Origin of the sequence: Algoriphagus locisalis, from assembly GCF_900116615.1 — a bacterium.
GTDB lineage: Bacteria > Bacteroidota > Bacteroidia > Cytophagales > Cyclobacteriaceae > Algoriphagus > Algoriphagus locisalis.
On the sequence record NZ_FPBF01000002.1, the window covers coordinates 627,907 to 653,623 of the forward strand.

At 41.1% G+C, this 25,717-nt stretch carries 27 protein-coding genes; 12 read left to right on the plus strand and 15 right to left on the minus strand.

The window, feature by feature from the left end; all coding sequences use genetic code 11:
• The first annotated feature begins 35 nt into the window (after positions 1-35).
• Entirely contained in the window at positions 36-311 is a 276-nt protein-coding gene (locus tag BM386_RS07765; RefSeq protein ID WP_091692491.1) for a hypothetical protein, read from the plus strand.
• 12 nt (positions 312-323) lie between these two features.
• Here the strand turns inward: BM386_RS07765 and BM386_RS07770 are convergent, their stop codons facing one another.
• The 5 genes from BM386_RS07770 to pyrF all read right to left on the minus strand — a co-directional run bounded on the left by BM386_RS07770 (position 324) and on the right by pyrF (position 5,139).
• Positions 324-1,181, minus strand: a complete 858-nt coding sequence (locus BM386_RS07770) for a nucleoside phosphorylase (protein ID WP_091692492.1) — start codon at positions 1,179-1,181, stop codon at positions 324-326.
• Between the two features lie 8 nt (positions 1,182-1,189).
• Positions 1,190-2,158, minus strand: coding sequence for an oxygen-dependent tRNA uridine(34) hydroxylase TrhO (gene trhO / locus BM386_RS07775; RefSeq protein ID WP_091692493.1), 969 nt, complete (start codon positions 2,156-2,158; stop codon positions 1,190-1,192).
• Positions 2,159-2,236: 78 nt separating this feature from the next.
• Entirely contained in the window at positions 2,237-2,872 is a 636-nt protein-coding gene (locus tag BM386_RS07780) for an acetyltransferase (protein WP_091692494.1), read from the minus strand.
• A gap of 55 nt (positions 2,873-2,927) precedes the next feature.
• On the minus strand, positions 2,928-4,223 hold the full coding sequence (locus BM386_RS07785) for a DUF2851 family protein (RefSeq protein ID WP_091692495.1): 1,296 nt from the start codon (positions 4,221-4,223) through the stop codon (positions 2,928-2,930).
• A 100-nt stretch (positions 4,224-4,323) separates the two neighbouring features.
• Complete coding sequence (gene pyrF, locus BM386_RS07790) at positions 4,324-5,139, minus strand: orotidine-5'-phosphate decarboxylase (protein WP_091692885.1); 816 nt, start codon at positions 5,137-5,139, stop codon at positions 4,324-4,326.
• A gap of 221 nt (positions 5,140-5,360) precedes the next feature.
• Between pyrF and BM386_RS07795 the strand changes: the two genes are divergently transcribed.
• On the plus strand, positions 5,361-6,527 hold the full coding sequence (locus BM386_RS07795; RefSeq protein ID WP_091692496.1) for a hypothetical protein: 1,167 nt from the start codon (positions 5,361-5,363) through the stop codon (positions 6,525-6,527).
• 64 nt (positions 6,528-6,591) lie between these two features.
• Here BM386_RS07795 and BM386_RS07800 read toward each other — a convergent pair whose 3' ends face one another.
• From BM386_RS07800 to BM386_RS07810, 3 genes are all read right to left on the minus strand, one after another.
• Positions 6,592-7,767: an ATP-binding protein gene (locus BM386_RS07800; RefSeq protein ID WP_091692497.1), complete on the minus strand. Its 1,176-nt coding sequence runs from the start codon at positions 7,765-7,767 to the stop codon at positions 6,592-6,594.
• Between the two features lie 75 nt (positions 7,768-7,842).
• A complete protein-coding gene (locus BM386_RS07805; protein ID WP_244545476.1) occupies positions 7,843-8,724 on the minus strand; it encodes a lysylphosphatidylglycerol synthase transmembrane domain-containing protein in 882 nt (293 codons plus the stop codon).
• Positions 8,725-8,746: 22 nt separating this feature from the next.
• Positions 8,747-9,733, minus strand: a complete 987-nt coding sequence (locus BM386_RS07810) for a glycosyltransferase family 2 protein (RefSeq protein ID WP_091692498.1) — start codon at positions 9,731-9,733, stop codon at positions 8,747-8,749.
• Positions 9,734-9,852: 119 nt separating this feature from the next.
• On the opposite strand from BM386_RS07810, the gene BM386_RS07815 reads away from it, so the two are divergent.
• From BM386_RS07815 to BM386_RS07825, 3 genes are all read left to right on the plus strand, one after another.
• Complete coding sequence (locus BM386_RS07815) at positions 9,853-11,511, plus strand: ArnT family glycosyltransferase (protein ID WP_091692499.1); 1,659 nt, start codon at positions 9,853-9,855, stop codon at positions 11,509-11,511.
• Between the two features lie 67 nt (positions 11,512-11,578).
• The gene (locus BM386_RS07820; RefSeq protein ID WP_091692500.1) at positions 11,579-11,872 is read left to right on the plus strand and encodes a nucleotidyltransferase family protein; all 294 of its coding nucleotides are present in this window, start codon (positions 11,579-11,581) and stop codon (positions 11,870-11,872) included.
• Complete coding sequence (locus tag BM386_RS07825; RefSeq protein ID WP_091692501.1) at positions 11,862-12,209, plus strand: HepT-like ribonuclease domain-containing protein; 348 nt, start codon at positions 11,862-11,864, stop codon at positions 12,207-12,209. Before BM386_RS07820 ends, BM386_RS07825 begins: the two co-directional genes overlap by 11 nt.
• Positions 12,210-12,277: 68 nt before the next feature.
• Here the strand turns inward: BM386_RS07825 and BM386_RS07830 are convergent, their stop codons facing one another.
• The 4 genes from BM386_RS07830 to rpsU all read right to left on the minus strand — a co-directional run bounded on the left by BM386_RS07830 (position 12,278) and on the right by rpsU (position 15,408).
• The gene (locus tag BM386_RS07830) at positions 12,278-13,783 is read right to left on the minus strand and encodes an ArnT family glycosyltransferase (RefSeq protein WP_091692502.1); all 1,506 of its coding nucleotides are present in this window, start codon (positions 13,781-13,783) and stop codon (positions 12,278-12,280) included.
• Between the two features lie 73 nt (positions 13,784-13,856).
• Positions 13,857-14,162, minus strand: coding sequence for a ribosome hibernation-promoting factor, HPF/YfiA family (gene hpf / locus BM386_RS07835; RefSeq protein ID WP_091692889.1), 306 nt, complete (start codon positions 14,160-14,162; stop codon positions 13,857-13,859).
• A gap of 36 nt (positions 14,163-14,198) precedes the next feature.
• On the minus strand, positions 14,199-15,083 hold the full coding sequence (locus BM386_RS07840) for a tyrosine-type recombinase/integrase (RefSeq protein ID WP_091692503.1): 885 nt from the start codon (positions 15,081-15,083) through the stop codon (positions 14,199-14,201).
• 130 nt (positions 15,084-15,213) lie between these two features.
• On the minus strand, positions 15,214-15,408 hold the full coding sequence (rpsU, locus tag BM386_RS07845; RefSeq protein ID WP_091692504.1) for a 30S ribosomal protein S21: 195 nt from the start codon (positions 15,406-15,408) through the stop codon (positions 15,214-15,216).
• A gap of 104 nt (positions 15,409-15,512) precedes the next feature.
• Here rpsU and BM386_RS07850 point away from each other — a divergent pair, with 104 nt between their 5' ends.
• Positions 15,513-16,895: an alpha-L-fucosidase gene (locus BM386_RS07850; RefSeq protein ID WP_244545477.1), complete on the plus strand. Its 1,383-nt coding sequence runs from the start codon at positions 15,513-15,515 to the stop codon at positions 16,893-16,895.
• A gap of 47 nt (positions 16,896-16,942) precedes the next feature.
• Here BM386_RS07850 and BM386_RS07855 read toward each other — a convergent pair whose 3' ends face one another.
• On the minus strand, positions 16,943-17,821 hold the full coding sequence (locus tag BM386_RS07855; protein ID WP_091692505.1) for a glycoside hydrolase family 16 protein: 879 nt from the start codon (positions 17,819-17,821) through the stop codon (positions 16,943-16,945).
• Positions 17,822-18,137: 316 nt separating this feature from the next.
• On the opposite strand from BM386_RS07855, the gene BM386_RS07860 reads away from it, so the two are divergent.
• Positions 18,138-18,353 carry a hypothetical protein gene (locus BM386_RS07860; protein WP_091692506.1) on the plus strand — a complete coding sequence of 72 codons (216 nt, stop codon included), beginning with the start codon at positions 18,138-18,140 and terminating at the stop codon, positions 18,351-18,353.
• Complete coding sequence (locus BM386_RS07865; RefSeq protein WP_091692507.1) at positions 18,353-19,471, plus strand: YncE family protein; 1,119 nt, start codon at positions 18,353-18,355, stop codon at positions 19,469-19,471. Before BM386_RS07860 ends, BM386_RS07865 begins: the two co-directional genes overlap by 1 nt.
• 127 nt (positions 19,472-19,598) lie before the next feature.
• On the opposite strand, the gene atpC is transcribed toward BM386_RS07865, so the two are convergent.
• Entirely contained in the window at positions 19,599-19,844 is a 246-nt protein-coding gene (atpC, locus tag BM386_RS07870; protein WP_091692508.1) for an ATP synthase F1 subunit epsilon, read from the minus strand.
• A gap of 122 nt (positions 19,845-19,966) precedes the next feature.
• Positions 19,967-21,469, minus strand: a complete 1,503-nt coding sequence (gene atpD, locus BM386_RS07875; RefSeq protein WP_091692509.1) for a F0F1 ATP synthase subunit beta — start codon at positions 21,467-21,469, stop codon at positions 19,967-19,969.
• 299 nt (positions 21,470-21,768) lie between these two features.
• Between atpD and BM386_RS07880 the strand changes: the two genes are divergently transcribed.
• From BM386_RS07880 to BM386_RS07895, 4 genes are read left to right on the plus strand one after another with little or no spacing between them, the layout of a single operon-like run.
• Positions 21,769-22,623, plus strand: a complete 855-nt coding sequence (locus BM386_RS07880) for a heme/hemin ABC transporter substrate-binding protein (protein WP_091692510.1) — start codon at positions 21,769-21,771, stop codon at positions 22,621-22,623.
• A 6-nt stretch (positions 22,624-22,629) separates the two neighbouring features.
• Positions 22,630-23,688, plus strand: coding sequence for a FecCD family ABC transporter permease (locus BM386_RS07885; RefSeq protein ID WP_091692511.1), 1,059 nt, complete (start codon positions 22,630-22,632; stop codon positions 23,686-23,688).
• Between the two features lie 44 nt (positions 23,689-23,732).
• Entirely contained in the window at positions 23,733-24,491 is a 759-nt protein-coding gene (locus tag BM386_RS07890; protein WP_425285307.1) for a heme ABC transporter ATP-binding protein, read from the plus strand.
• Between the two features lie 2 nt (positions 24,492-24,493).
• Complete coding sequence (locus BM386_RS07895) at positions 24,494-25,540, plus strand: hemin-degrading factor (RefSeq protein ID WP_091692513.1); 1,047 nt, start codon at positions 24,494-24,496, stop codon at positions 25,538-25,540.
• Positions 25,541-25,717 lie beyond the last annotated feature (177 nt).

Consider the following 25,717-nt stretch of genomic DNA (forward strand, 5'->3'; position numbering starts at 1 on the left):
GATTAATTAATTCTTCACAATTAATTTTTTGAGAAATGAAAATATCTAGTCTTCAGGGGGATTTCAAAGTGATCCAAACCATAAAAAATCGAGACGAATTATTAGTCTTAGGTTCTTGGAAGGACTTGGTTAGGATGTTTGATAGCAACAGAACATTTCTTGTAAATAGAAATGAATCACTTTTTGGCATTTATCTATGCAAACAAGAATGTGCAGAATTTATGAATAAAATAATACAGGAAATTGATTACCATGAATGGGAAGACTTTAAAATAGACAAACCCTCATTCAACAATCAATTCCACGCGTAAAGGGTGATTTTTTCAACAATAAACTTCTAGGGCTGCGCGGATCATACGATCTACGGTTTTTTCAGCTTCTTTATCAAACTCTCCGGTTGGGCGATTAGCCACAATAGCGTTTAAACTTAACATACGATGATTCAGCAGCTGTCCCATAGCGTAGTAACCTGCTGTTTCCATTTCAAAGTTTGTCATCTTCAGGCCTGATACTTCCAGATTGGCTAGCCGCTCAATCATATTTTCCATTTTTGGCTTAAGCCTTATTTCCCGACCTTGGGGAGCATAAAAACCAGGAGCAGTAAGGGTCACTCCTCTATGAAATTCAGCAGGTAATTTTTGTAGAAGTCGAGACGATGCAGATGCTTGGTATGGCAAAAAAGTGAGGTCGAGAGTTTCTTTTACCAGATTTGCCCAGGCCTGACTGCCTTCTAGCTTCGGATAAAACTGCATTAGCGTATCAACCCCGACAGCAATCTCCGATGCCAACAAACTCCCAACTGGCAGATTTGCTTGCATACTTCCTGAAGTGCCTAGTCGTATGATCTCCAAACTGGATTCTACTGGCTTTACGGTATGAGTTTTAAGGTCAACATTCACCAAAGAATCTAGCTCGGTCATCAGAATCTCCACATTGTCAGTCCCCATTCCTGTGCTCATGACTGTGACTCTTTTTCCATTTAATCGCCCTGTATGTGTGACAAACTCACGCTTGCTGCCCTTGAAATCAATCTGGTCAAAATATTTTGAAACCAAAGCTACCCGATCAGGGTCACCCACTGTGAAAACAAGAGAAGCCAGATTCTCTGGCTTCAAATGCAAATGATAAATGCTTCCATCAGCATTTAATATCAATTCGGATTCTGGAATTTGTCTGCTCACACTACAAGTTAGGCATTTGATTTTTCTTTGCCTTTACGCACAAGGCCTTTATATGGGTTGTAGCCATTGGTATTTTTCTGATAATAACCAGTACCATCGTAAGTACGCTTATCAGGATTCTCCTTGCACTCGGTAGAGCAAGCTCCTTCCATCTCCCAACCACATTCTTCGCACATAGGCACGTGGGCATTGCAGGTAGAGTTGGCGCAATTGACCATCCGGTCAGATGGAGTTCCACAAACATGACATTTCGAAACGACCTTGGGGTTTACCTTATTCACATCCACCGCTATTCTATTGTCAAATACGTAGCATTTCCCCTCAAAGTCTTCTCCTCCGGCTTCCATGCCGTATTTGATGATTCCGCCATGAAGCTGATACACATCTTCAAAACCCTGCTCCAAAAGAAATGCAGAAGCCTTTTCACATTTGATCCCGCCTGTGCAGTAAGTCAACACTTTCTTATTCTTCAAATGCTCAAGTTCTTTGACCTTCTCCGGGAAGTCGCGGAAGTTATCGATATCGAGCGTCAAGGCATTTTTGAAACGTCCCAGTTCATGTTCATAATTGGATCGAACATCCAAGATCACGACATCTTCCTGATCTTTCAATTTCTTGAATTCCTCTGGATCAAGATGCTTGCCTGTGCGCACATTCGGATCAAGGTGTCTCAACGCACTGTGAACGATCTCAGGTTTGTAACGTACATGGATTTTGGTAAATGCGTGTTTGTCATGAGAATCGATTTTGAACTCGGTCTTCGCAAACCGCGGATCTGCATGGATGTATTCCATGTATTTCTCACAGTCTTCCACCAAGCCAGAAACGGTACCGTTTAGCCCCTCATCAGAGATGATGATCCGGCCGCGGATGTTGTTTTCTACACAAAAAAGGTGATGCTGCTCACGGTATTCTTCAGGATTCTCAATCTTGGCGTAGCAGTAATACAGGAGGATTTGATAATTGGTGTTTTCCATAACTTGAGCCCTGTTGCGGCAGGGTGTTTTTAGGATTTATGATTTACTATTTCAAATTTGAAATTAAAAATCTCAAATTCATTTAACTTTTGCAGCTGGGTTACCAAACACGGTTTCGTTTGCTCCTACTGTCGCGATTACCACAGATCCAGCGCCTACGCGAGCATTTTTACCAATAGTCACTCCAGAAACGATAGTCGCTCCAGAACCGATGAAAGCTCCTTCTTCGATGATCACGTCGGAATTAATTACTGATCCGGCACCCACTTGCACAAAGTCACCCAACTTAGCCTTATGCTCGATAACAGCCGCAGAATTGATAATACAGTGACTTCCTAGCTCTACGCCTGCACCGATATTCACATTGGCGTTGATAAAATTACCATGGCCGATGATCGTATCTGTGGATATATATGAACGCTGATGAATGGCATTTACAGGCTGAACTTTGCGACGCTCGTTCAACAATTCCACTAAGAACTTGCGGTATTTAGGATTTTCTTCGGCTACAAATGCTTCTGTCTTCTGGCCGATTAACTTCAAGAAACCGTCATCCTCAGGATTTCCAAGTACCGAAACGGTATTGATCTCTGTTCCGTGGATTTTCTCGTCCTCATCTAAGAACCCAAAAACAACCACATCGTTGCTGTTGAAAATCTCAAGTGCGGAATGAGCGATGCCTTTTGCACCAAAAATTATAACTGGTTTTTCCATAGTTTTCTGCAATTCAGGCTGCAAAAATACAGGAATTCACTGGCTTACCCAAAAATCATTTGGATTCTGATTTGATCAGCGCTTGTGCAATTTTACACTGCAGACATTTCTTCGGTTGGCAATAATTCTTAAAAAGCCCAATCATTCCCTGGGAATCAAATGCATTTCCGGCTGTCCAGCCATAGGATTGGAATTTAGTGATGATATGATTTTTCTCGGCAGAAACCTCCTGCAAGAGATCAAAGCAACGTTCTTGCCAGTCAGGCTCTTCGAAATACCGTCCATAGGCAAACCAAAGTGGAATCACATAATTGATAACCAAAAGCTCCAAAACCGTAGTGGAAATACCCGCGCTAGTCTGCCTTTCGGAAGGTTTGCCAAAGCTGTAATGATACTGCCAATAATCACTGGACTTGACTTTGAGCAATTTTTTGAAGCCTGCAAAATCATGAGAATCCTGCATCACAGACTGAAGTAAATTCGGAGCCTTGGAAAGGATCGCGGCTAACTGAGCAATCCTTAGTGTTGGAAAATTACTGGGCCGAACTCCCATAAACGTCCAATGCTGACGCTTCATAGGAGAATCCCAGACATATTTCTTACGATAAAACTCATATTCACGAATCAAAAATTGAACATAAGGCTCTTCCGATTCCGAGGGAAGCAAGCCTGCCTGACCTAAAAGAATAGCCTCCAAAACAGGTAACTGATCTCGATGCTTTTGAAGTACTTTATAAGGGACTAACATAGCCAGTTCACTCATCGCCTCATTGTTTTTCTTAAATCCAAAGCAGGTAAATAACCATCGATAGGCGGTTTCTTCCCAATCGTCAGTTGTGGATTTGAGAATCTGTAAAATCAACGAAGACTTTTCCTGAAGCCTTTCTACCAAAGCTTTCTCCAACGTGGAAAACCTAACAATTTCCGGCGCGTCTTTCAAACCATGTGCACAAGGCAAGTCAGACTTGTAGTCAAGCATACGCTCATAATTCCGCCAGATGTCCAAGTAAATCAACCCTTTCAGTTCAAGTGTGGGCATAGGAGTTCCATCATTTCTAAGCACCTGCAGATCATCCTCCCAAACGACATGTAGCACGACAGAATTATAAGCGGGATTTCCTCCATGCGCATGCTGCTTCCAATCGCTGGCCAGTCTGTGCACCTCTACATGACCGTGGAGTATTACGCCGCCGATGACCACCACCGAATCATGGAAGTCCGGTCCTTCACCTTGATTATGGAATCCTACCTGCACTATTTTCAGCTCATCTCCTGAAGTCGTGTGCAGTTTAGTCTTTTCGAAATATTGGTATTTCCATACTAGCTGTAAAAAATCTTCTTTGAAAGTCATAAAAGTATCGATTAAAAACCATGTGAATTTAACCAAAAACTAAAAAACAAAAAAGTCAGGAAACCCTGACTTTCAAATTTATAGATAATGAAAAACCCTATTAAAGATACATTTCTAGTAAGTTCTTCATTTCCCCTTGGAGTTTTTTTGCTTCCTGCCTAGCAGCTTTCCCAAAGTCTTTTTCCCCCGAAGCATAGATGATCCCCCGGCTTGAGTTCACTAACAGCCCACAAGTGGAATTCATGCCATACTTTGCCACATCTTCCAGGCTACCTCCTTGTGCTCCCACTCCCGGTACCAAAAAGAAATGATCAGGAACAATCTTTCGGACTTCCCCTATCAATTCACCGCGAGTTGCACCAACGACATACATCAGATTTTCAGGAGTGCCCCATTCTTGGCTTTTTTCCAAAACCGTTTGATATAACGGTTTCCCATTTTCGTCTTTGATCAACTGGAAATCCATAGAGCCGACATTGGATGTAAGCGCCAAAAGAATCACCCATTTGTCCTCAAACTCTAGAAAAGGAGTCACACTATCTGCCCCCATATATGGCGCTACGGTGACGGAATCAAAGTCCATTTTCTCAAAAAAGGCCTTTGCATAAAGCTGGGAAGTATTTCCAATATCTCCGCGCTTAGCATCTGCAATCGTGAAAATTTCCTTAGGTATAAGTTCGTTCACCTTCTGCAGCGTCTCCCAACCTTGTGGACCCAAAGCCTCAAAGAAAGCGATATTCGGCTTGTAAGCCACTGCATAATCTGCTGTTTCTTCGATTATCTCCTTGCAAAAGCTAAAAATCGGATCAGACTCAGATTTCAGATGTGCAGGGATTTTATTGATATCTGCATCAAGTCCAACACACAAAAAGGATGATTTTTTCTGAATTTGGGAGAAAAGCTCGGCTCTGGTCATGAAGTCTAGGATTTCGGCAAAGGTAAGAAACCATAATGGCATAGAAAAGGGATGAAAATCATCCTAAATTGAGCCAGAAAAATTCAAATATTTCGCGGAAAAATTAGTTTGAATTGGAATGTTTTTAATATTTTAAGAGAACTTTTATTCATATATAGACTACTCAAATTAGCTATACATTTTGTCTGGGCAATACTAAATTTTACTAATCAAAACAGAAAATGAAATCCTATATACACAGACTCTTTTTCGTTATTCCATTAATCCTTGGCTTGTGCTCCTGCAACAAAAATGTTTCTGAGGATCAAGGGATTCGGAGTGAAAATCAACTGAAGATTAATTATGCTAAAGCAATAACTCTTGATATTTCAGGTGGATTTCCTAAGCTTCAAGGAAACCCTATTTTCTTCTCAGACGAAAATGATTCTTATTTCTATATTCAAACAGCTAATGGAATAGGGACTTTTGATTTACAAAAAGGAGGAAAACCTATTTCAATGTTGAAACTTAGTGAAATAGAAAACTTCCGGGGAGGCACTTCTACAGCGCAAAATCATTTTTTACCTGTATCCAAAAATGAATTTCTCTACTTTGACAGGATAAATGATGAAATTTATGAGATTGAAAATTCCAAAGTGACAGCTAGTCAAAAAATGGCAAGAATAATGAATTCCAGCCCAAAGCCTCAATCTGGATTCCTCAAATTTGCTATTAAAGAAGAAAATATTGTTACACCACTGAATGTGCTGGAAATCTACGCTAGACCACCATATAACTATCAGAAGCTTGAAAATACTATTGGAATTTTTAAAAACAGCCTGAAAGAATTTGATTCAGAGATGCTCCTTCCTGAAAAATATTTAGGCAATAATGTAAATGCTTATGATATGCTGATTTCCTTCGATTACGATCCGAAATCCAACCAATTTATTATCAACTACCCTATCTTGGATGACCTGTTAATCACCAGTGATTTTGAATCTATTGAAAGAATAAAAGCTACTCCAAAAAGTCAATTTGTTGATTTGACAAATCGTTCTGGTGAAAAAATGGGAGAATGGAAAAAGGAATATTATTCAAGTAATTCCTTTTTTGCTGTCTATTATGACCCCTTTCGAGAACTTTATGTGAGACATTATCGAGAAGCTTTATCAGAAGTTGATTATGAATCTTTGGCGGCTAATTCTTTTAAAATGTTAGATCCAAGAAATAAAAATTACCTGCTTTTTTTAGACAAATCAGGTAATGAAATGCATACCATGGATGTCTCTGATTATAATCATTTATACATCCATTTTGGAAAAGAAGGAATGTATATCCTAAATGATACAGAACTGGAAAATGAAGATTCTTTGACTTTCAGCTTGTTTACCATCAATAAAAACTAACCGAAGTCAATCTACGCGAATTAAAGAAAAACAAATAACCTCTTAAAGGGATAAAAGGAAAGCCTCAAAAGCCTTCCTTTATTTTTTTCATAAATCCAGCAAGACCAATTGCGCGTGTATTTTCTCCCAAAGGAAATTCATCCTTGCCGGCATAGATGAAGTAGCGATGATCCGCTGATATATCATCTACAGCATTCAGGAAGCCTTTTGAGAGCTTTGGACTCAAGGTTCGCTTGATTTCTATCGCCCAAATTTCTCCGTTTAGACTCAAAACCAAATCAAGTTCTGCTCCGCCCGAGGTGCGATAAAATCCATAATCAGCTCCTTTTGGCAAGACAGAAATTATATTTTCGATAATGAATCCTTCCCAACTTCCGCCTACCACAGGATGTCCCAGCAGATCATCCAGTTTGGTCAGATTCAATAAAGCATGTGTTATTCCCGAATCTCTGATGTAGATTTTCGGAGACTTCACCAGACGCTTGCCCACATTCACCAACCAAGGTCTGACAGAACGAATCAGCAAAAGATCTTCAAGCATTTCCACATAGCTTTTCACCGTAGGTGAAGTCAGATCCAGACTTGCTCCAAGTTTAGAAAGATTGATCAACTGCCCTTGCTGGTGAGCGAGCATGGTCCAAAGGCGGCGAAGACGATTGGCAGGCACAAATTGTGCAATCTGCGGTATATCTCTTTCCAGATAGGTAGTGATGAAATTCCCTCTCCATGTCATACTGGATTTATCAGAGCTTGCCAAAAAACTATCAGGGAGACCTCCACGAAGCCAGAGCTTTTCAACATGACCTTCTATCGAATCCACTTCCATTACATTGAATCCTGGAAGTTCTTCATAAGCAATTCTTCCCGCCAGTGATTCGGAGGACTGGCGGATCAGATCTAAAGAAGCGGAACCTAAAATCAGAAATTGGCAGGAGCGCAAGCCCTTCTTTCTTCGTCGGTCAATCACTCCACGCAAAAGCGGAAAGAGATCCGGCATGCGCTGGATTTCATCCAGAATGATCAATTGGCCTTCGTGAAGATCAAAGTATTGCTCAGGCTCAGCTAACTTGCTTCGGTCTGAGGGACTTTCGAGATCCAAATAAATTGACTGGGGATCGATGGTTTCCACAAGCTCCTGCGCCAAGGTAGTTTTACCTACTTGCCGTGGGCCAAAAATCGCTATAGCCGGAAAATCAGGTATCAGTTCTTGGAGTTTCAATATCAAATCTCGTACAATCATCCTTGCAAATTTAAAATCAAATTTTAAATTTGCAAGGATGATTTTTTATTATTTCATTGAAAAACAGGTATTTAACTAGTTGGAGTCAAAATTAATTGAAATCATAGATCCTGTCAGCGAAACCAGTGCTGTGATCAAGAAAAAGATCAGACTAAAAGCGACTGCAATCGCCTCATCTATTCCTGCGTAAGTGTGCGCATAGACGAAAACCAGTTCCCGAGCGCCCACTCCACCTATAGTCAGAGGCAGCACTGCCACGATCGAGGAAAGTAAAAACACCAATTGATAGGCAAGAAAATTCTCGGTCACTCCAAGGCTTTTCAAAATAAACCATGCGCATACTAATTGTGCCAGCTGTCCAGCCATTGACCAGGCATTCGCCTTCCAAAAAGAGGGCAGAAAAGCTTTAAAAAGGAGTTTTTGTATCAGCCAAAAAGCAGGAAAAACCAACAATGCAGCTATTCCAACCATAAGCTCCCAAGGAATTTGCGAAGCAAAAGGCAAAGTCAAATTCACTGGAATAATCAAGACCAGCAGCAAAAACACGATGGCGACCAAACCTCCCAAACGATCCAGAAGTGAGGCTTTAACCAGCGACTTGACGAAAGTTTGATAATGCTTATTCAGCAGGTAAACCTTATAACCATCACCGCCAATTCCACCTGGAAGAAAAAGATTGTAAAACATCCCAATCAAGTAAAGTTTGATATTGAGCTTTTCAGAGATGATTAAACCAATGTTTTTGAAATAGAGATTTAAGCGAAATGCAGTAAAAAGCTTACTGAGCACAAAAGTGAAAACCGCAGGCACCAGCCAAAGCCAGTGAATAGTTTTGGTGATTTGCCAAAGCTGCTCGGTGTCGATTTTTCGAAAAACAAGAAACAACGCCAAGCCGGTCAAAACCAATTTCAAGGCAGTTGTTAATTTCTTCTTAAGAGAACGCTCTGTTTTCGCCAAAATTCAATTCCTGTATAAAAACCTAGTTGGCTCTGCCTATTTCCTGCTGCACCGCGACTGCAGGTTCCAGCACACCCTGAAAAACAGATTTGATGCTATAGGTTGTCTTATCCTGAGACTCGAAGTAGGTACGGACAATAATCTCTGCTATAATTCCCGTGGTGATAAACTGAATACCTCCCAGCACCAAAATAAAACCTAGAATCATAATCGGTCTTCCCCAGATATCCTCGCCCATGATTTTCAGGATGAGCAAGTAAAAGTTGATCAATAAACCAATCAAAAATGCGATAATCCCAATTCCTCCAAACAAGTGAATTGGGCGCTGGAAGTACTTTTGAAAAAATAACATCAGAATCAAATCCGACATCACTTTGAACGTTCTGCTCAAGCCATATTTGGATTCACCATGGATCCGTGGATGATGCTTGACATCCATTTCAGTCATTTTCGCTCCTTGCTGCTTTGCGAGCACAGGAATAAAACGGTGTAATTCTCCATAGAGCCCCATTCCCTGAGCAATCTCAGCTTTGTAAACCCGAAGCGTGCAACCGTAATCTTTCAAGTAAACTTTGGTGGTATTTCTGATCACCCAGTTGGCGATTTTACTTGGGATTTTGCGAAGCACAAACCCATCTTTTCTATTCGCCCTGCGGCCTGCTACCACATCCCATTCCTCATCGATTGCTTTTTGAAGCATCACAGGAATGTCAGTTGGATCATTTTGCAAATCCCCATCCATCGTAGCAATGTATTCGCCGGTAGCCATGTCTATTCCTGCTGCCAAAGCGGTAGTCTGACCAAAATTCCTGTTGAAAATAATCAGCTTAGTACGACTATTTGCATACTTTTTCACCTCAGCCACAGTCCTATCTGTAGAACCATCCTCGATCAAAATCACCTCATAATCGATCGCCGCAAGCGCTGCATAAGTTTGTTCTAAAAGTGGCTGGATATTATCCTCCTCGTTGTAAACAGTGATTACTACAGAAATAAGTGGCTTGGACATGGGATAAAATTTTGTCAAAAATACGGTAAAATACTTCCTAGGACAAAAAAGCTGGGATTCGCTTTCGGAAGCCAACGAAAATTTGGTGTGACAAAGTTCAATCACATTATCTTTGCAGCATGTCTTTAGTCACCTCCGAAAATTATCAAATCAGCCCTTGGGTAGTCATGATTGCTTTTGCCATTCTGATTGGCCCTTTTGCATTAAGCTTCCATATGCATTACCCGGATGAGATGTACTATACGGATGCGGCAGTGAAAATGCTGCAAAATGGGGACTACCTCACGACCTATTTGGGAAGTGGGGAATTGAGATTTAAAAAGCCAATTGGTACATATTGGGCTGTTTTGGCTGGTTTCAAACTCTTTGGAGTTACTCCATTTGCCTCCCGTTTTTTCTTTTTAATTGCTGGAGCTTTGACGATTGGATTTACCTATTGGTCAGCAAAAGTTCTTTTTGAGGACAAAAGAATAGCGGGACTTTCGGCTCTGATAATGGCATCCAACCCCGTATTGATTTTCAGTGCGACGCGCTCCATTCCTGATGTATTGCTTGTTTTGACCATGACCGCAAGTGCTGTTGGATTTGCAGGATTGATCCGCTTTGGTGATGCTACGCCGAAGAAATACCTGTGGATGCTATACATCAGTTTAGCTTTGGCATTTGAGGTCAAAGGCCTTCCTGCGGCTGCTCTGGGCGGGATTGGAATCATTTATCTGCTCTTTAATCCTTGGAAAAAAATCCCATTCAAGACACTTTTTCATCTCCCATCTTTAGCGGTAAGTTTATTTATAGCCTTGTTTTGGTTTGTTGCCATGTGGAAAATCCATGGACCAACCTACTTAGATAGTTTCTTGGAAGATCAAGTGGGGACACGGGTAGCTTCCCGCTCCCTTCTCATCATCCAAAATGGTTTTCTTGCGCTGGGAATTCTGATTCTGATTTTTCTTCCTTGGGTACTTTTTAGCTTCGCAAAAGCTAAAAAACCCATCGCAAGTGCCAGAAAAGAGGATCCCGTATTCTTCTGGTTTGCGATACTCTGGGGCTTAGCAATTCTCGGAATGGGCGCCATGACCAGTAAATTCTACGAACGCTATTTACTTCCTGTAGCTCCGGTGTTAGCTATTCTATTAGCTTGGATTCTTGTAAAAGCCGACTTTGAAAGCAAGAGAACTGGGTTAAAAGTCACAAGTTGGTTTTTCCTTATCCTGAATTCCATTGTTTTCATTTTCAGTCTTTGGCTCAATTTCATCTTGGGAGCAAGCGTGCTGATTTGGCTGCAACTTGGACTAGCCTTGGCCATTTTGGTCTATTTGGGAAAACTCACTATTCAAGACCTCAAACTCCCAAAAGCAATCGGCTATGGGTTTATGCTTTTGTTCTTTTTGATCTCTACGGGCACATACCAGATTTCCCTTCCTGATCAAGGTCAGCAGGTCAAAGCTTTTGTAGAAAATGAGCAAATTGATCCAATCGAGAAAATTGGGTTTATAGGAAACCTTCATACGAGCAGTAAAATCAGAATTGCTTTAGGCACAGATTTTCAAATGATCGATTTGCCGCGCTATGAATTCCGGGAGGAACTCAATAATTACGATAGACTAATAATCGAGGACAAGTACCTCGATTCTATTGACGCATCAGGTTTCCAAAAGAAAGTTGCATCCCTAAATTGGGCTTCACGTGCTATTCCAGATTTATTGAAGAATGCAGGAAACTCAGATTTCGAGCAAATCTTAGCCGAAAAAGGCCAGAAATATTACTGGCTGGAAAGATGAGATAAATGAACAAAACTCGAAGAATGTACACTTATTAGTCTAAATGAAAAATTAGTAACTTCACGCTATGACACTTGAATCCAATAAATTAGATACAATTAAAAAGTACTTTGAAACAAAACCTGTTTTAAAGGCCTATTTATTTGGTTCATATGTCAGAAATCAAGCTAATCACCAAAGTGATATAGATATTCTCGTTGACCTTGACTACTCCCAGAGAATCGGCTTACAATTCATTCAAATGAAATTTGACCTGGAGAGGCTTTTAAACTCCAAAGTTGACTTAGTTTCTTCTAATGGATTATCAAAATATATTAGGCCAATCGTTGACAGTGAAAAACTTTTAATTTATGCTAGGTAAACCGGGAGATAAGGTTCGCATAAATCATATCTACGATGCCATACTTGAAATAGAATCATATTTGCTAAATAAGGACTTTTCTGACTTTGTGAAAAACTCGATGATGAGATTTGCCTGTATTAAGCAAATGGAAATTATTGGTGAAGCATGCAATCACATTTCAGTCGATACAAAATCTAGTTTTCCATCGGTCGAATGGTCTCAAATTATTGGTATGAGAAACGTTTTTGTTCACGAATATTTTGGGATAGATTCTAATCTTGTCTGGGAAATTATCAAAAATGATATGCCTATTCTAAAGGTGCAAGTCAAGAAAATTTTAGATACGATAGAATAAGCTTTCTAACCTTGTTACATTTCTGATAAAATAATTGAATTAGAAGAGGTTCTTTAGCCAAAATTGATTCAATAAGTATCTGGCATGTAAGGATTAAAAGTTACTAATTTCCTCCAAACCTGAATTTTGGCAACACGAAGCGATTCACCGCGAAAAGTAATCGGCAATTCCTCTTCGTAGATCAATTCCTGAAAATCTGCAAATTCTCCAGGTGAATCATAATTCCAGCTAACGAAAATCCCCACTTCATCTTTTCCCAGAAATTGTTCCAGCCCTGGCCAGAGATCAAACTGATTCTTGCGTGCGCCCATATTCAGCATATAGGTTTGGGGATGCTCAGGCAGATAAAAGGAAAGTTCGGAAGCCATATGATAGGTTTCGGAGAAAATAAAAGCATCCTGAATACCTAAACTGTCTTGTATTGAAACCAAGCGCGCAGCTAGAGGCTCGTAGCCAGCCATTCTTCTGAAAGCTGATTTTTCCACTTTCTTAATGGCAGGAATGCTTTTCATAAACGTAAAGTCAGGAAGCAGAAAAAACAGTGGTAATCCTATGCTCAAACCCACTCCCCAATTCCGAATTCTTTGCCAAGTAAGACTTTGATTACAAACCCAGGCTGCCATCACTATCGACAAACTACCATAAGCAAAAACTGGCCAGTTCACTTCAATGGAAGTTAGAAAACTTAAAAATGCAAAACCAGCCCAAGATATTATTGCCGGTAAAAGTAAATAGACTTTTGCTCGGACCTGGCTTTGAATAGTTTTTCTAAACGCTCCTACGAACAGCGGAAGCATAAATACAGAAACCATTGCCAGCTGCCCTCCTATATATTCGAAGAATTGCCCAAAAGACTTTCCTGCATCAAAGGGTTTAGATTCTCCTCCACCACCGCTGAGTGCGGCCAAGTGTTTAAAAGTGTCGAAGTTATTTTGCCAGTTCCAGATTAAAGCAGGAATGAAGCCCAATAAGGTGATTAACACAAAGAGAATATAATTCTTGCTTTGAGCCTTCCAGCTTTTCGTATAAATAAGATACAAAAGAAGAAAAGGAAAGATCAGAATCATGACCATTTTGGCCATCAGTCCAAATACGGCAGCCACACCAGCCCAAACCCACCAAGACTTTTTACCATCTTCCAATCCTCTGTAGGCTAGATAAACACTCAACACCCAGAAGAAGGTAAGTGAGCTATCAGTCATATGAAACGTAGAAGCCAACCACCACATGGGCATAGCCTGAAGGATCATCGCTGCCCAAAATCCTACCTTTGGAGAATACAGATGTTTACCGAAGAGGAAAGTAACCCAAGACATCCCCACACCGCATAAAATGGCATTTATCCTTACTCCCAGTTCGGTATTGCCTAAAATGGCTGTGCTGAGGTAATTGAGAACGGCGACCAAAGGAGGCTTGGAGTAATAGTGCCAGGCCATATTCTGAGACCAAAGCCAGTATTGGGCTTCTTCAGTAAATAGGTCTATTTCAGGGCGAAACGTAAATAAAACCTTGGCGATCACGAGCAAAAGTGAAATAATCCAGAAATAGACGCTGTAGCTTGTTGATCGTTGCATTGACTAGGAATTGGAATAAAAAAAGGCATCCCCCATTACTGAGAGATGCCCCAAATTTAGTTAGGCTAGCTTATTACTGCTTAGCCAACACTACTTTTTCTTTGTGTTTTTTGATTTGACGTCTTAATCCTTCGATTGCATCATCAGAAGCCGCTTCGAAAGAGTCAGATTGGCTTTTGGTGAAAAATTGCTTTCCTGGCACATTCATTTTGATTTCTACAATTTTATTCGAGTTGTTGTCATTTTTGTCGAGCCTCAAAAAAACCTCTCCGTCTATGATTTGATCATAGTAAGTATCCAGTTTGTCAGCTTTTTTCTGAATAAAGTCGATCAGTTTGCGATCGGCGTCAAAATGGATGGAGTGCATCTGCAGTTTCATATTGATTTGCATTTAGTGGTGAACAAATAATTTAATTTATGCTTTCGGATGTGCCTGTTCGAACACAGCCTTAAGTTTTTCCATGGAATTGTGCGTATAGACCTGAGTGGCAGCGAGATTTGCATGACCTAGCAAATCCTTTACGGCGTTCAGGTCTGCGCCTTTATTAAGTAAATGAGTGGCAAAAGTGTGTCGCAATACGTGAGGACTGCGCTTAGATGTCTGCGCAAAAAGATCGAGATAATGCCTGACGATGCGAAAAATCATCATAGGGTAACTTTGCTTTTGTTGATTGCTGACAATAAAATACTCACTTTGACCTACTTTTGAAAACCTTTCCTCAAATACTTTTTTATATAGCAAAATATTCTGTTTTAAGCCTTTTGTAATAGGAATTATTCTTTCCTTTTTTCTCTTTCCAAGCACTTTGACCGAGTCTTCGATTAGATTGATATCTGACCATTTCAGACCTATTAATTCCGATAGCCTGACGCCGGTGAGGTAAAGAAATTCCATCACCATTTTATCCCGCTGTCCTTCGAAGGTCGGCTCGTAAATGCTTTCGTCTAGAACGGCAAGAATCGTCTCTTCCTGTACAAACTCGGGTAATTTCTTCGGATTTTTAAGACCTTTTAACTTATACGTTGGATCCTTGGAAATGATCCGTGATCGCAGCAAAAACTTGTAATACGACCTCAGAGTGGCGATTTTCCGATTCACCGAAGTAGTGCTTAACCCGCTATCTACCAGATCAATTACCCATGCGCGGAGCTCGGGATGTTGGGCTAAATAAATTTCATTGATATCAAAAGAAAGTCCCAAAAACTCCTCAAACTGGGTCAAATCCCGACGGTATGCGTCCACAGTATGAGGGCTGGCTTTCTTTTCAAACTCTAAGTAATTGATAAAGGAATCGATCATATGTCACGTAACTCTGGAGATAAGTTAGAAGAAAAACTGGCAAGTAGTATCCTGATGATTCACAAACGGGCATAAAAAAAACGCACTTGCCTGATGACAAGTGCGTTTGGTATTGGAAGATCAAAACTGATTACTTCGCTGCTTCTTCTTGTAGATGCTGCTTGTAAGCTGCTTTGATTACTTGTGCTCTTCTTACTACGGAAGGCTTAGTGAAAGCTTGTCTCGCACGAAGTTCACGGACTGCACCAGTCTTGTCAAACTTCTTTTTGAAACGCTTTAGCGCTTTCTCGATTGATTCGTTCTCTTTTACGTTAACTATGATCATATCTATACACCCCCTTTCGTGGGCACAAAGGTATTGATAATATTCTAAAAACAATAACACCACTGGTAATAAACTCTTTTCCACGGCTTGATATATAGGGCGTTTTGCCTAATTTTATCCTGGATCTTATTTCTTACGACGTGAACACCCACAACTTCTTCAAAACCTACCTGCTCGCCCTTAGCATCCTAACCGTATCTTTCACCCAATCTCAAACAGCATATTCTCAAGAAAACCCTGAGAAAATGGAATGGTTCAAAGATGCCAAACTCGGGATTTTCATCCATTGGGGAATCTACTCAGTAAATGGAATCGACGAATCCTGGTCTTTTTTCAATGATTACATCAGCTATGAGGATTACATGAAGCAGCTTTCGGGCTTTACCGCTTCCAAATTCGATCCTGAAAATTGGGCTAAATTGATCAAATCCAGCGGTGCAAAATATGCTGTGCTTACAGCCAAGCATCATGATGGTGTGGCACTGTGGGATACTAAGGCCTCAGATCTTTCTGTGGTGAAAAAGACACCTGCCGGGAAAGATTTGGTAGGTCCGCTGATGAACGCTCTGGAAAAAGAAGGGGTTAAAAAAGGCATTTATTTCTCTGTGCTAGACTGGTCTCATCCTGATTACGATAGAAATACAAGAGAGACTTACCGGTATAAAAATGATCCAACCCGATTCAAGAAATTCACAGATTTCAATTTCGAGCAACTTGCTGAATTATCCGAGCAATACAATCCAGACTTATATTGGTTTGATGGAGACTGGGAGCATACCCCAGAAGAATGGAGAAGTGCAGAGCTCAAAGAAAAATTATTGGGCTATAACCCAAATTTGATCATCAACTCCAGACTTGGGCCGGGCTTTGGGGACTACGATACTCCTGAGCAAGGAGTACCCGTAACAAAGCCAAATAGTGAGTATTGGGAATTGTGCATGACTATGAACAATAGCTGGGGCTATCAAGGAAACGACCATCAGTACAAAAGCCCAAGTGAATTGCTTAGAATCTTTGTGGATTGCCTGCATATGGGAGGAAATCTGCTGATGGATTTTGGTCCTAAGCCAGATGGCACAATTCCAGAGGAAGCAGTCAATATCCTCACTGAGTTTGGTCGCTGGACTAGCAAGCATGAATCTGCGATCTACGAAACTCAGGCTGGAATTCCAGACGGACATATTTACGCTCCTACCACACTTTCCAAGGATAAGACGATTCTTTATATCTACTTGGATTACAAGGTGAATGAGTCTCTAGCCATCAAAGGGTTAAAAAACAAAATCCAGCGTGTCTGGGTAGTTGGCAATGGCACAAAACTTCAATCCAGAGAAGTAGGCAAAATGTACTGGAGTGCAGTACCAGGCATGAAATACATCGACATCCCTGACCATGTATATGACAAGGATATCACTGTATTGGCGGTTCTGCTAGACGGTCCTGTAGATCTCTATCGGGAAAAAGGCGAGGTGATTGAGAGTAATTAATTTACGGAGCCCAACGTTTAGTGCTTTTTGTCTATGAACTGAAGAAACTAGTTCTTTTCGGGCTGGTAATCCATCCAATCCACTTCTAGTTCAAACGGATAGTTAGGCTTCTCCAGAGAGTTCGGATTCCCTTCCACTGCCCAATCCTGAGTATGCCAAAAATTCATTCTATACTTAGAAGCATGTTGTGGGATTCCAAGCTTTGAACCTTGGTAATCCCAAAGTGTAAGTGTGTCTGAAGTTTCCGGATGGATCATCCACCATCGCATTCGATCACTTTCCCAATCAAAACCATACGTATAAAACTGAGCGGAAGCATCGTAACTTTCGATTGCTGGAATCGTCTCAGGCATATTTTGCAATCCTTCTAAAGGAGTAGGTTTACCATCGTAATTAATTTTGGAGATGGTCTCAATGATTTCACCTTCGGCAAGATTGATTATCCTTCCTATGCGCTGAAGCTTGCCTTTCTCGCCCGTCCAGGTTCCCACATAGATGATCCTTGGATCCGCGATTAGCCATTCAAAGTCTATCTCACTCAGACCTTCTTTGTCATCCTCATGGTATGTAAAGTAACCCACTACAGCACCAACATTCGGTTGCCTACCTTTTACATCAGGCACTTTTAGGCGAGTGGAATAAGTCCCGAAGTGTGTAAACTTCTTTGAAATGATCTCAGGGCCTTTACCCGGTCCTGCTTGATCTAGAGGATCTAGTTTAAAGGAAAGAATTTTCTTTCCTGGATCAGTCGGGGAGTCCACGCCCATGTTAAACTTAAAATCGCTTGTTGTACCAGTCGAACCATAGTAAAAGTACCTCGATTTTGATTTCGAAAAATCTTCATGAAACTGTTTTTGGTACTTCTGGGAATCACTTTTGACCAAATGAACCAACGATACAACTAAGAGAACAAGCAGAAATTTCATAGTCGAAGATAGGATAAAACAAATAGCAATTGATTTTGGCTTGGTTGATTGGCTTTCAGACCATTGAGACGTAGTAAGTAAATTTTCAAACTAAATATTTACCCCCTTCATTGAACTTAACCGTTTATAAAAACGAAAAAGATATTTTTTTGTATTTACCGTTTTAAAAATGCAGCTTGAACTAAGCTAGCTTTTTAAATATCTTTTTATCTTAAACAAACTAATCATAAAATCGAGCATAATTTTGGTCTCACAATGAAATAATTGTTATTCAAGCGAGATTCCATATGGCCTTTAAAAGACAAATTAAAATCATATGAAAAAAATGATGATTTTAACCCTCGCCGTACTAGGTATGGTCTTGGTTAGTTTTGCAGTGGTGCAGCCAGCAATGGCTGATATGCCAGCGCCTTGCAATGAAACAATTGCTGATCCATATGGTTGTGCTATCAGAATTTGTGGAGAATGTATTATGACTTTTTGCCCAGGTGAAGCTCCTATTCCATCCTGTGGGCCAACAATCACACCGTAATGAAACGATTCACTTTAGCGCTAATTTGTATTATTTCAATTAATGCCTGCTCCTCCCCTGAGAATGGAGGAAGTCCTCCAGATTTGGCTGAGTTGGTTATAGTCGATTCTATTCGAGTAAATGAGAATAATTTTTATTTGAACGGACAAGGGCAAATAAAAATAGTAGGAGAAAGCTTAATTGCTGTCTCCTCTATTAGAAAACCCGCCATTGGATTAATTGACCTAAAAACCGGTAATCAAATCGCTCAGATCTCAGCTTCTGAATTCCCGGAGGCTTCATTTTTCCCTTCCTCTTTTGACATAGTAGATTTCCCTGTTCTATATATTGCTGATAGATATAGCAATTCTATCTATGAATTTAACATATTGGAAAAAAAATTTATCCGACGAATTAAGCTACAGATCCCAAGTGAAAAAGTAATAAAAATTGCTCTAGGAGAGTTTCATAAAACGAGTTCAGGATTTCTTGTAGAGCTAACTACTGGTAAAGTGGATACTATGCATCCCGATTATTACCGAAATGCAGGAAATCTGATTTATTCATTTAATAGTAATGGAGACAGCATCGGTTCTTTCTTGAAATATCCAGAAATTTTCACCTCTCAGAATGGCACAATTAACTCACAGACCTATTTGAAATCCACCCATTTCAACAATTCATTTCTCTATTCTTTCCCTCAGGAGGGAAAAATAAAACGAATTAAAGATAAAGCCCCATTTAGCGTCATTGAAGAAATGGATATTCCTGAAGCTTTATATTTTGATCAAACTCTTAAAGGTCTAGACAGAATAGTAACTTTTGATGACTTTCAAAATGGCGAAAACATCCAATTTCCAAATAATCATTATTTCAATTCCATTTTAGAAAATGAAACCCAAATTATTCTTGAAACATGGATGATGAATTCAGAAAAACCATCTAATCCAAGAACATCCAACCTTCTAATCTATGACAAAGCAGAAGAAACATGGTACGAAACCTCCAATCCACGAAATATCCTCGATATTGGTATGCTCGCAGGAGTAGTCAATGACACCCTTTATTTCTACGAAGGTAGTCTGATGAAATCAGACGAAAAATATATCAAAAGAGCTGTCCTTAAGCCTATCGACTAATATGGATTGATTACATCCAACAACTTTCTCAAAGTTCCAAGCTTTGGAAAAATTGGTCTTCCAGCTAAACAAAAAAAGGTCTCCCATTCACACAGGAGACCTTTTATATATATTGAAATGAATTGCTTTAAGCGACTACTTTCTCAGCTAGCAATACGATTACATTATCTTTTACTTCCACTACTCCGCCATCCACGACCATGGATTGCTTTCCTTCAGGAGTGGTAAAGGAAACAGTTCCCTTTGCCAAAGCCGAAACGATAGGAGCGTGATTATTCAGCACCTGGAATGATCCATTGGCACCAGGGAAACTGGCCTCGGATACTTCACCCTGAAATACTTTTTTGTCCGGTGTGACGATTTCTAAATGCATGGAATTTTATATCGTTTGGAGACTTCTATTCTGAAAAAAATCAGCAAAAGCCTTCGGTAAATACTATAATGCTATTGGTTTTCGGTTATCAAAACTGACAACCGAAAACCGACAACTGAGATTTATCTAACTTCAGCCAACATTTTCTCTCCCTTAGCGATGGCATCTTCGATGCTACCTACCAAGTTGAAAGCTCCTTCTGGAAGGTGATCCAACTCACCGTCCATAATCATGTTGAAACCTTTGATGGTATCTTTGATATCTACCAATACACCTTTCAAGCCGGTAAATTGCTCCGCTACGTGAAATGGCTGGGAAAGGAAACGCTGCACACGTCTTGCTCTGTGTACGACTTGCTTATCTTCCTCAGAAAGTTCTTCCATACCCAAGATCGCAATGATATCCTGCAATTCTTTGTAACGCTGAAGAATCTCTTTCACCCGCTGCGCACATCCGTAGTGCTCTTCACCCAGAATATCAGGAGAAAGAATTCTAGAAGTAGAATCCAAAGGATCCACCGCAGGATAAATTCCTAGCTCGGCAATCTTTCTAGACAATACAGTAGTAGCATCCAAGTGAGCGAAAGTCGTCGCTGGAGCCGGATCCGTCAAATCATCCGCAGGTACATAAACCGCCTGAACAGAAGTAATGGAGCCGTTTTTAGTAGAGGTAATACGCTCCTGCATGGTACCCATTTCTGTTGCCAAAGTTGGCTGGTAACCTACCGCTGATGGCATACGTCCAAGAAGTGCTGACACTTCAGACCCTGCCTGCGTGAATCGGAAGATGTTATCGATAAAGAATAGGATATCCTTACCAGCACCATCGCCTTCACCGTCTCTATAATATTCTGCCAAAGTCAAACCTGTCAAGGCTACTCGTGCACGCGCCCCTGGAGGCTCGTTCATCTGACCGAAAACAAAGGTTGCTTTAGAGTCTTCTAGTTTTTTCAAATCCACTTTGGAAAGATCCCATCCACCTTCTTCTTCAAGGCTGTGGACGAAGTCATCACCGTAAGTCACGATGCCTGACTCGATCATTTCACGAAGCAAGTCATTTCCTTCTCTTGTTCTTTCACCTACACCTGCAAATACAGATAGACCAGCATATGCTTTCGCGATGTTGTTGATCAATTCCTGAATCAATACAGTTTTACCTACACCAGCACCACCGAACAAACCGATCTTACCGCCTTTTGCATAAGGCTCGATCAAGTCAATTACTTTGATACCTGTGAAAAGTACTTCTGTAGCAGTAGAAAGATCCTCAAAACGAGGAGCAGATCTGTGAATAGGAAGTCTCTTACCAGCCGGTAAAGCAGGCAAACCATCGATAGCTTCTCCAACAACGTTGAAAAGACGGCCTTTGATGCCTTCGCCGGTAGGAACAGAAATAGGAAGACCAAGGTCTCTTACTTCCATGCCACGAACCATCCCTTCAGATGAGTCCATTGCGATAGTTCTCACTCGATCTTCACCCAAGTGCTGTTGAACTTCCATTACGACCACTTGGCCATTTTCTTTGGTAACTTCTACCGCGTCAAGGATATTTGGCAGCTTACCGCCTTCAAAGGAAACGTCCACTACGGGCCCGATCACTTGAGTTATCTTTCCAATATTTGCCATTTGATAATTGAAATGTAAAAAGGATGTGCTTTTTGAATTCGACCGCAAAATTAACCAATAATGCCTAAACCCAAAGGATATTTGGGAAATTAATCTACTAAGTCTCCGCTTTTTACAATTTTAGCATTTTTATTCCCATTATTTGGTACTCTCACAAATCACACTTATTGATACCTAGGTTATAAATACTGAGCACCTATTATAAAGCGCTCATTTTTTTAAGAACTTCTGCCTTGTTTTTATTTGGATTCAATCTAGTTAAGATTACATTTGCACTGTATTTAAACTTAATCTAAATAATGATAAAGCGATTTTTACCACTTATACTTAGTGTCATAGCGGCTTGTTCTTCTCCTTCTACTGATAAAGGAGAAGAATCTACAACTCGTAAAATCATCACAGCTGGCGGAACAATCACTGAAGTGGTGGATGCGCTAGGATACAGCGAAGAAATCGTCGCTACTGACATTACCTCTACTTATCCTTCAAGAATGCAAGACCTTCCATCGATAGGTTACAGAAATCAAATCAAAGCAGAAGGAATACTTGCTTTAGGCCCGGACCTGGTACTTATAGAAGAAGGTTACCTGAATCCTGATGTAGTCACTCAACTCAAAGCCGCTCAGGTAAACATCCAGATTTTCACCAAACCTACTTCCGTGGAAGGTACCAAAAAGCTTGTCACTGATGTTGCAGCATTCTTTGAAGAAGAAGAAAAGGGCAAAGAAGTGAACGCAGCTATCGATACAGATATCGCTGAGCTAAACGGTTATTTAGAATCCGTTGATAGCACTCCTCAAGCAATATTCATCATGGCAAGAGGTCCAGAGACGGTATTCATCGCAGGAGACAAAACTTTCGCCTCAGAAATGTTTAAGCTGGCAAAAATCGAAGGAATGGCAACTGGCTTTGATGAATTCGCTCCAATGACACCAGAATCTTTGGTGTCCATGAATCCTGAATACTTGGTATTCTTCGAATCAGGAATTCAAAGCGTAGGTGGAAAAGACGGCTTGGAAGCGATCCAAGGAATAGATCAAACCACAGCTTACAAAGAAGACCATATAGTCGCACTTGACGGCCAATACCTTTCTGGTTTTGGTCCGAGAGTAGGAAAAGCAGCACTAGACCTAGCTAAAGCAGTTCGTCAATAATTACTTATGAATTTCGCATTGAGTCATACAAAGATCCAACGTCAAAACCTTACCCTTTTTGGGTTTGGTCTGGTGCTGGTTTTGGTGGTAATTGCATCCCTTTCTTTGGGTGCTTTTAGCATACCTTTTCCGCAGACTCTCGCGATCTTATTTGACCAAATCGGAATAACTACAGGAACTTTCGAAGTCCAACAAGCGAATGTGCTCCTACAAATTCGCATGCCTCGCGTTCTCATGGCCATGCTGGTAGGCGGAGGATTAGGAATAGCCGGTGCCGCATTGCAAGGCATGTTCAGAAATCCCTTGGTAGAACCAGGATTAATAGGAGTGAGCACAGGCTCAGCCTTGTTTGCGGTGATATTCATGGTATTGGTGCCCACTATTTCTTCTTTGGCTTGGATCAAAACTTTGGGATTGCCGCTCTTTGCATTTGTTGGCGGATTAATCTGTGTAACGGCAGTTTATCAACTATCCAAATCCCAAGGAAGAACCGATGCCGCAACATTAATTTTAGCAGGCGTGGCCATCAATGCACTGGCAGCCGCATTGATAGGATTGGTTTTGTTTTTCGCCGATGATTCCGCTTTGCGAAGCTTCACATTCTGGAGTCTCGGCGATCTAGGAGGAGCAACTTGGGCGAAGATACCAGTGAGTTTGACACTTATTGGAGTTCCATCCATTCTATTACTATTCAATTCCAGACAACTCAATGCATTGGCGCTTGGTGAGCAGGAAGCATTCCATATGGGTGTAAATGTGCAGCAAGTCAAAGTTCGCTTACTAGTGTCTAGCGCTTTGATCGTAGGGGTTGGAGTGTCCATGGTGGGAATGATCGGCTTTGTAGGCTTGGTCGTTCCGCATTTGATAAGAATTCTTTTCGGCGCAGATCATAGATTGGTACTTCCGGGTTCATTCCTGCTAGGAGCAATACTGATGAATTTTGCAGATCTGATCGCGAGAGTGATTGTTATCCCAGCCGAAATGCCCATAGGTGTCATCACCGCTTTGATAGGAGCACCTTTCTTTATCTGGCTTATTTTTAACCTGAATAAAACTAAAAACTGATGCTTCAAGCTTCCAATGTACATTTTTGCATCCGCCAAAGACCTATCGTAGATGAAGTCAGTTTGGAGCTGAATCCAGGGGAAATTCTGGCTGTTTTAGGACCAAATGGCGCTGGCAAATCTACTTTCTTCAAACTGCTTTCCGGAGAAATCAAATGCAAACATGGTTCAGTAGGTTACAATGGCCATGAAATCAATAAATTAAAAGCCCGTGATCTTGCAGCAGTAAGGGCTGTGATGCCTCAGCATACCCAAGTCAATTTTCCGTTTACTGTGCAAGAAGTCGTCGAACTAGGCCTAATCAGCACCAGAGTAAAACAACCGGCAAAGCTTATCGAAGAAGTTTTGGAGGCTACAAACACTTCTCATTTGAAAGATCAGATTTTCAATAATCTTTCGGGCGGGGAAAAGCAACGCGTACAGCTTGCCAGAGTGCTGGTTCAAATCTGGGAAACAAAGCCTTTTCCGCGGTATTTGCTCCTTGACGAACCTACTTCCAGCTTGGACATTGCGCAGCAGCATGCCGTGTTGAAAATCCTCCAAACACTTAAAGCCAGAAATATTGGGATTCTGGTGATTCTACACGAGTTGAACCTGGCAGCACAGTATGCGGACAAAATCGCTCTCCTTAAGAATGGTCTGATCGCAAAGTCTGGGACTGTGGAAGAGGTTCTGGAGGAAAAAATCCTGGAATACGTCTTTGATCACCCGATACAATTAATTCAAAATCCTGTCACCGGCGGAGTGCTCATATCTGCAGCTGCTCAGGCGAATACATCTCAACCCTCATTTAAACAAGCTTAACCATGGAAACTATCCAAGAATCCGCCCAATCCCTAAAGCAAGCATGGGATAACCTAAAAGAAACTGAGCCACAACTGAGAATCCGTGATGCGGCTGCCAAACTTGGTGTGACGGAAGCACAACTTTTAGCGACCGGTATCGGTGCAAACGTGATTCGTCTGACTGATAATTTTACCGAGCAATTGGAAGAATTCCCAAAACTTGGTCGGGTGATGTCCTTGACCAGAAGCGAAGGCTGTGTATTGGAGCACAAAGGTCCTTTCCAGAAAATCGAAATGCATGCTGCCGGACCACACAAGATCGCTACGGTGATCGGTCCGATCGAGCAACGTGTGTTTTTCGCTGGCTGGAAATTTGGCTTTGCAGTGACTACCGAAACTCCCCGTGGTACCATGAAAAGTTTGCAATACTTCGACAAAGCCGGCGAAGCGATCATGAAAGTTTACTTACAGGAAAAATCAAATCCTGAGGCTTATGAGGAATTGGTGAAAAACAACACGGCAGCTGATCAGTCTAGTGAATTGGAACTTGAAGCTTTCCCGGCTCCTGAATACGTAAGCAAAGAAGAATTGGACTTCGAAGCCTTCTCCAAAGACTGGGAAATGATGAAGGATACGCACGATTTCTTTGGTATGCTTCGCAAATACAAACTGAACAGACAAGATGCTGTGAAGTGGATTGATGATAAATGGGCGTATGAAGTGGACAGACTTTCTGCACGAAAAATCGTGGAAACTGCCGCTGAGACTAAGCTTCCGATCATGATTTTCGCAGGAAACAAAGGCAACATCCAAATTCACCAAGGCAAAGTGCAGACGATCCGCCAAATGGGAGATTGGCTAAATGTGCTTGATCCTGATTTCAATATGCACTTGAATGAGAATGTGGTGGACAAAGCCTATGTGGTCCACAAAAACACGGAAGATGGTTTGGTATCTGCAGTGGAGCTTTTCGACAAAGAAGGCGAAATGGTTGCCCAATTCTTCGGATTGAGAAAGCCGGGACTTCCACAGAAACCTGAGTGGAAAGCATTGGTAGATAGCCTTTAGATAATTGTGGTTATCTGTATTGAAGTCAGTAACCTTTAATTCTCTGCTATACTGGCAGGAAGACCGATGCTTCGACTTCGCTCAGCACAGGTGACGGATGACCGAAGAAGCCTTTTTCGCTAGATTTTACCGAATTCTATATCGCTTTAGTCTTTTGGTGTTACAAGAACGGATATA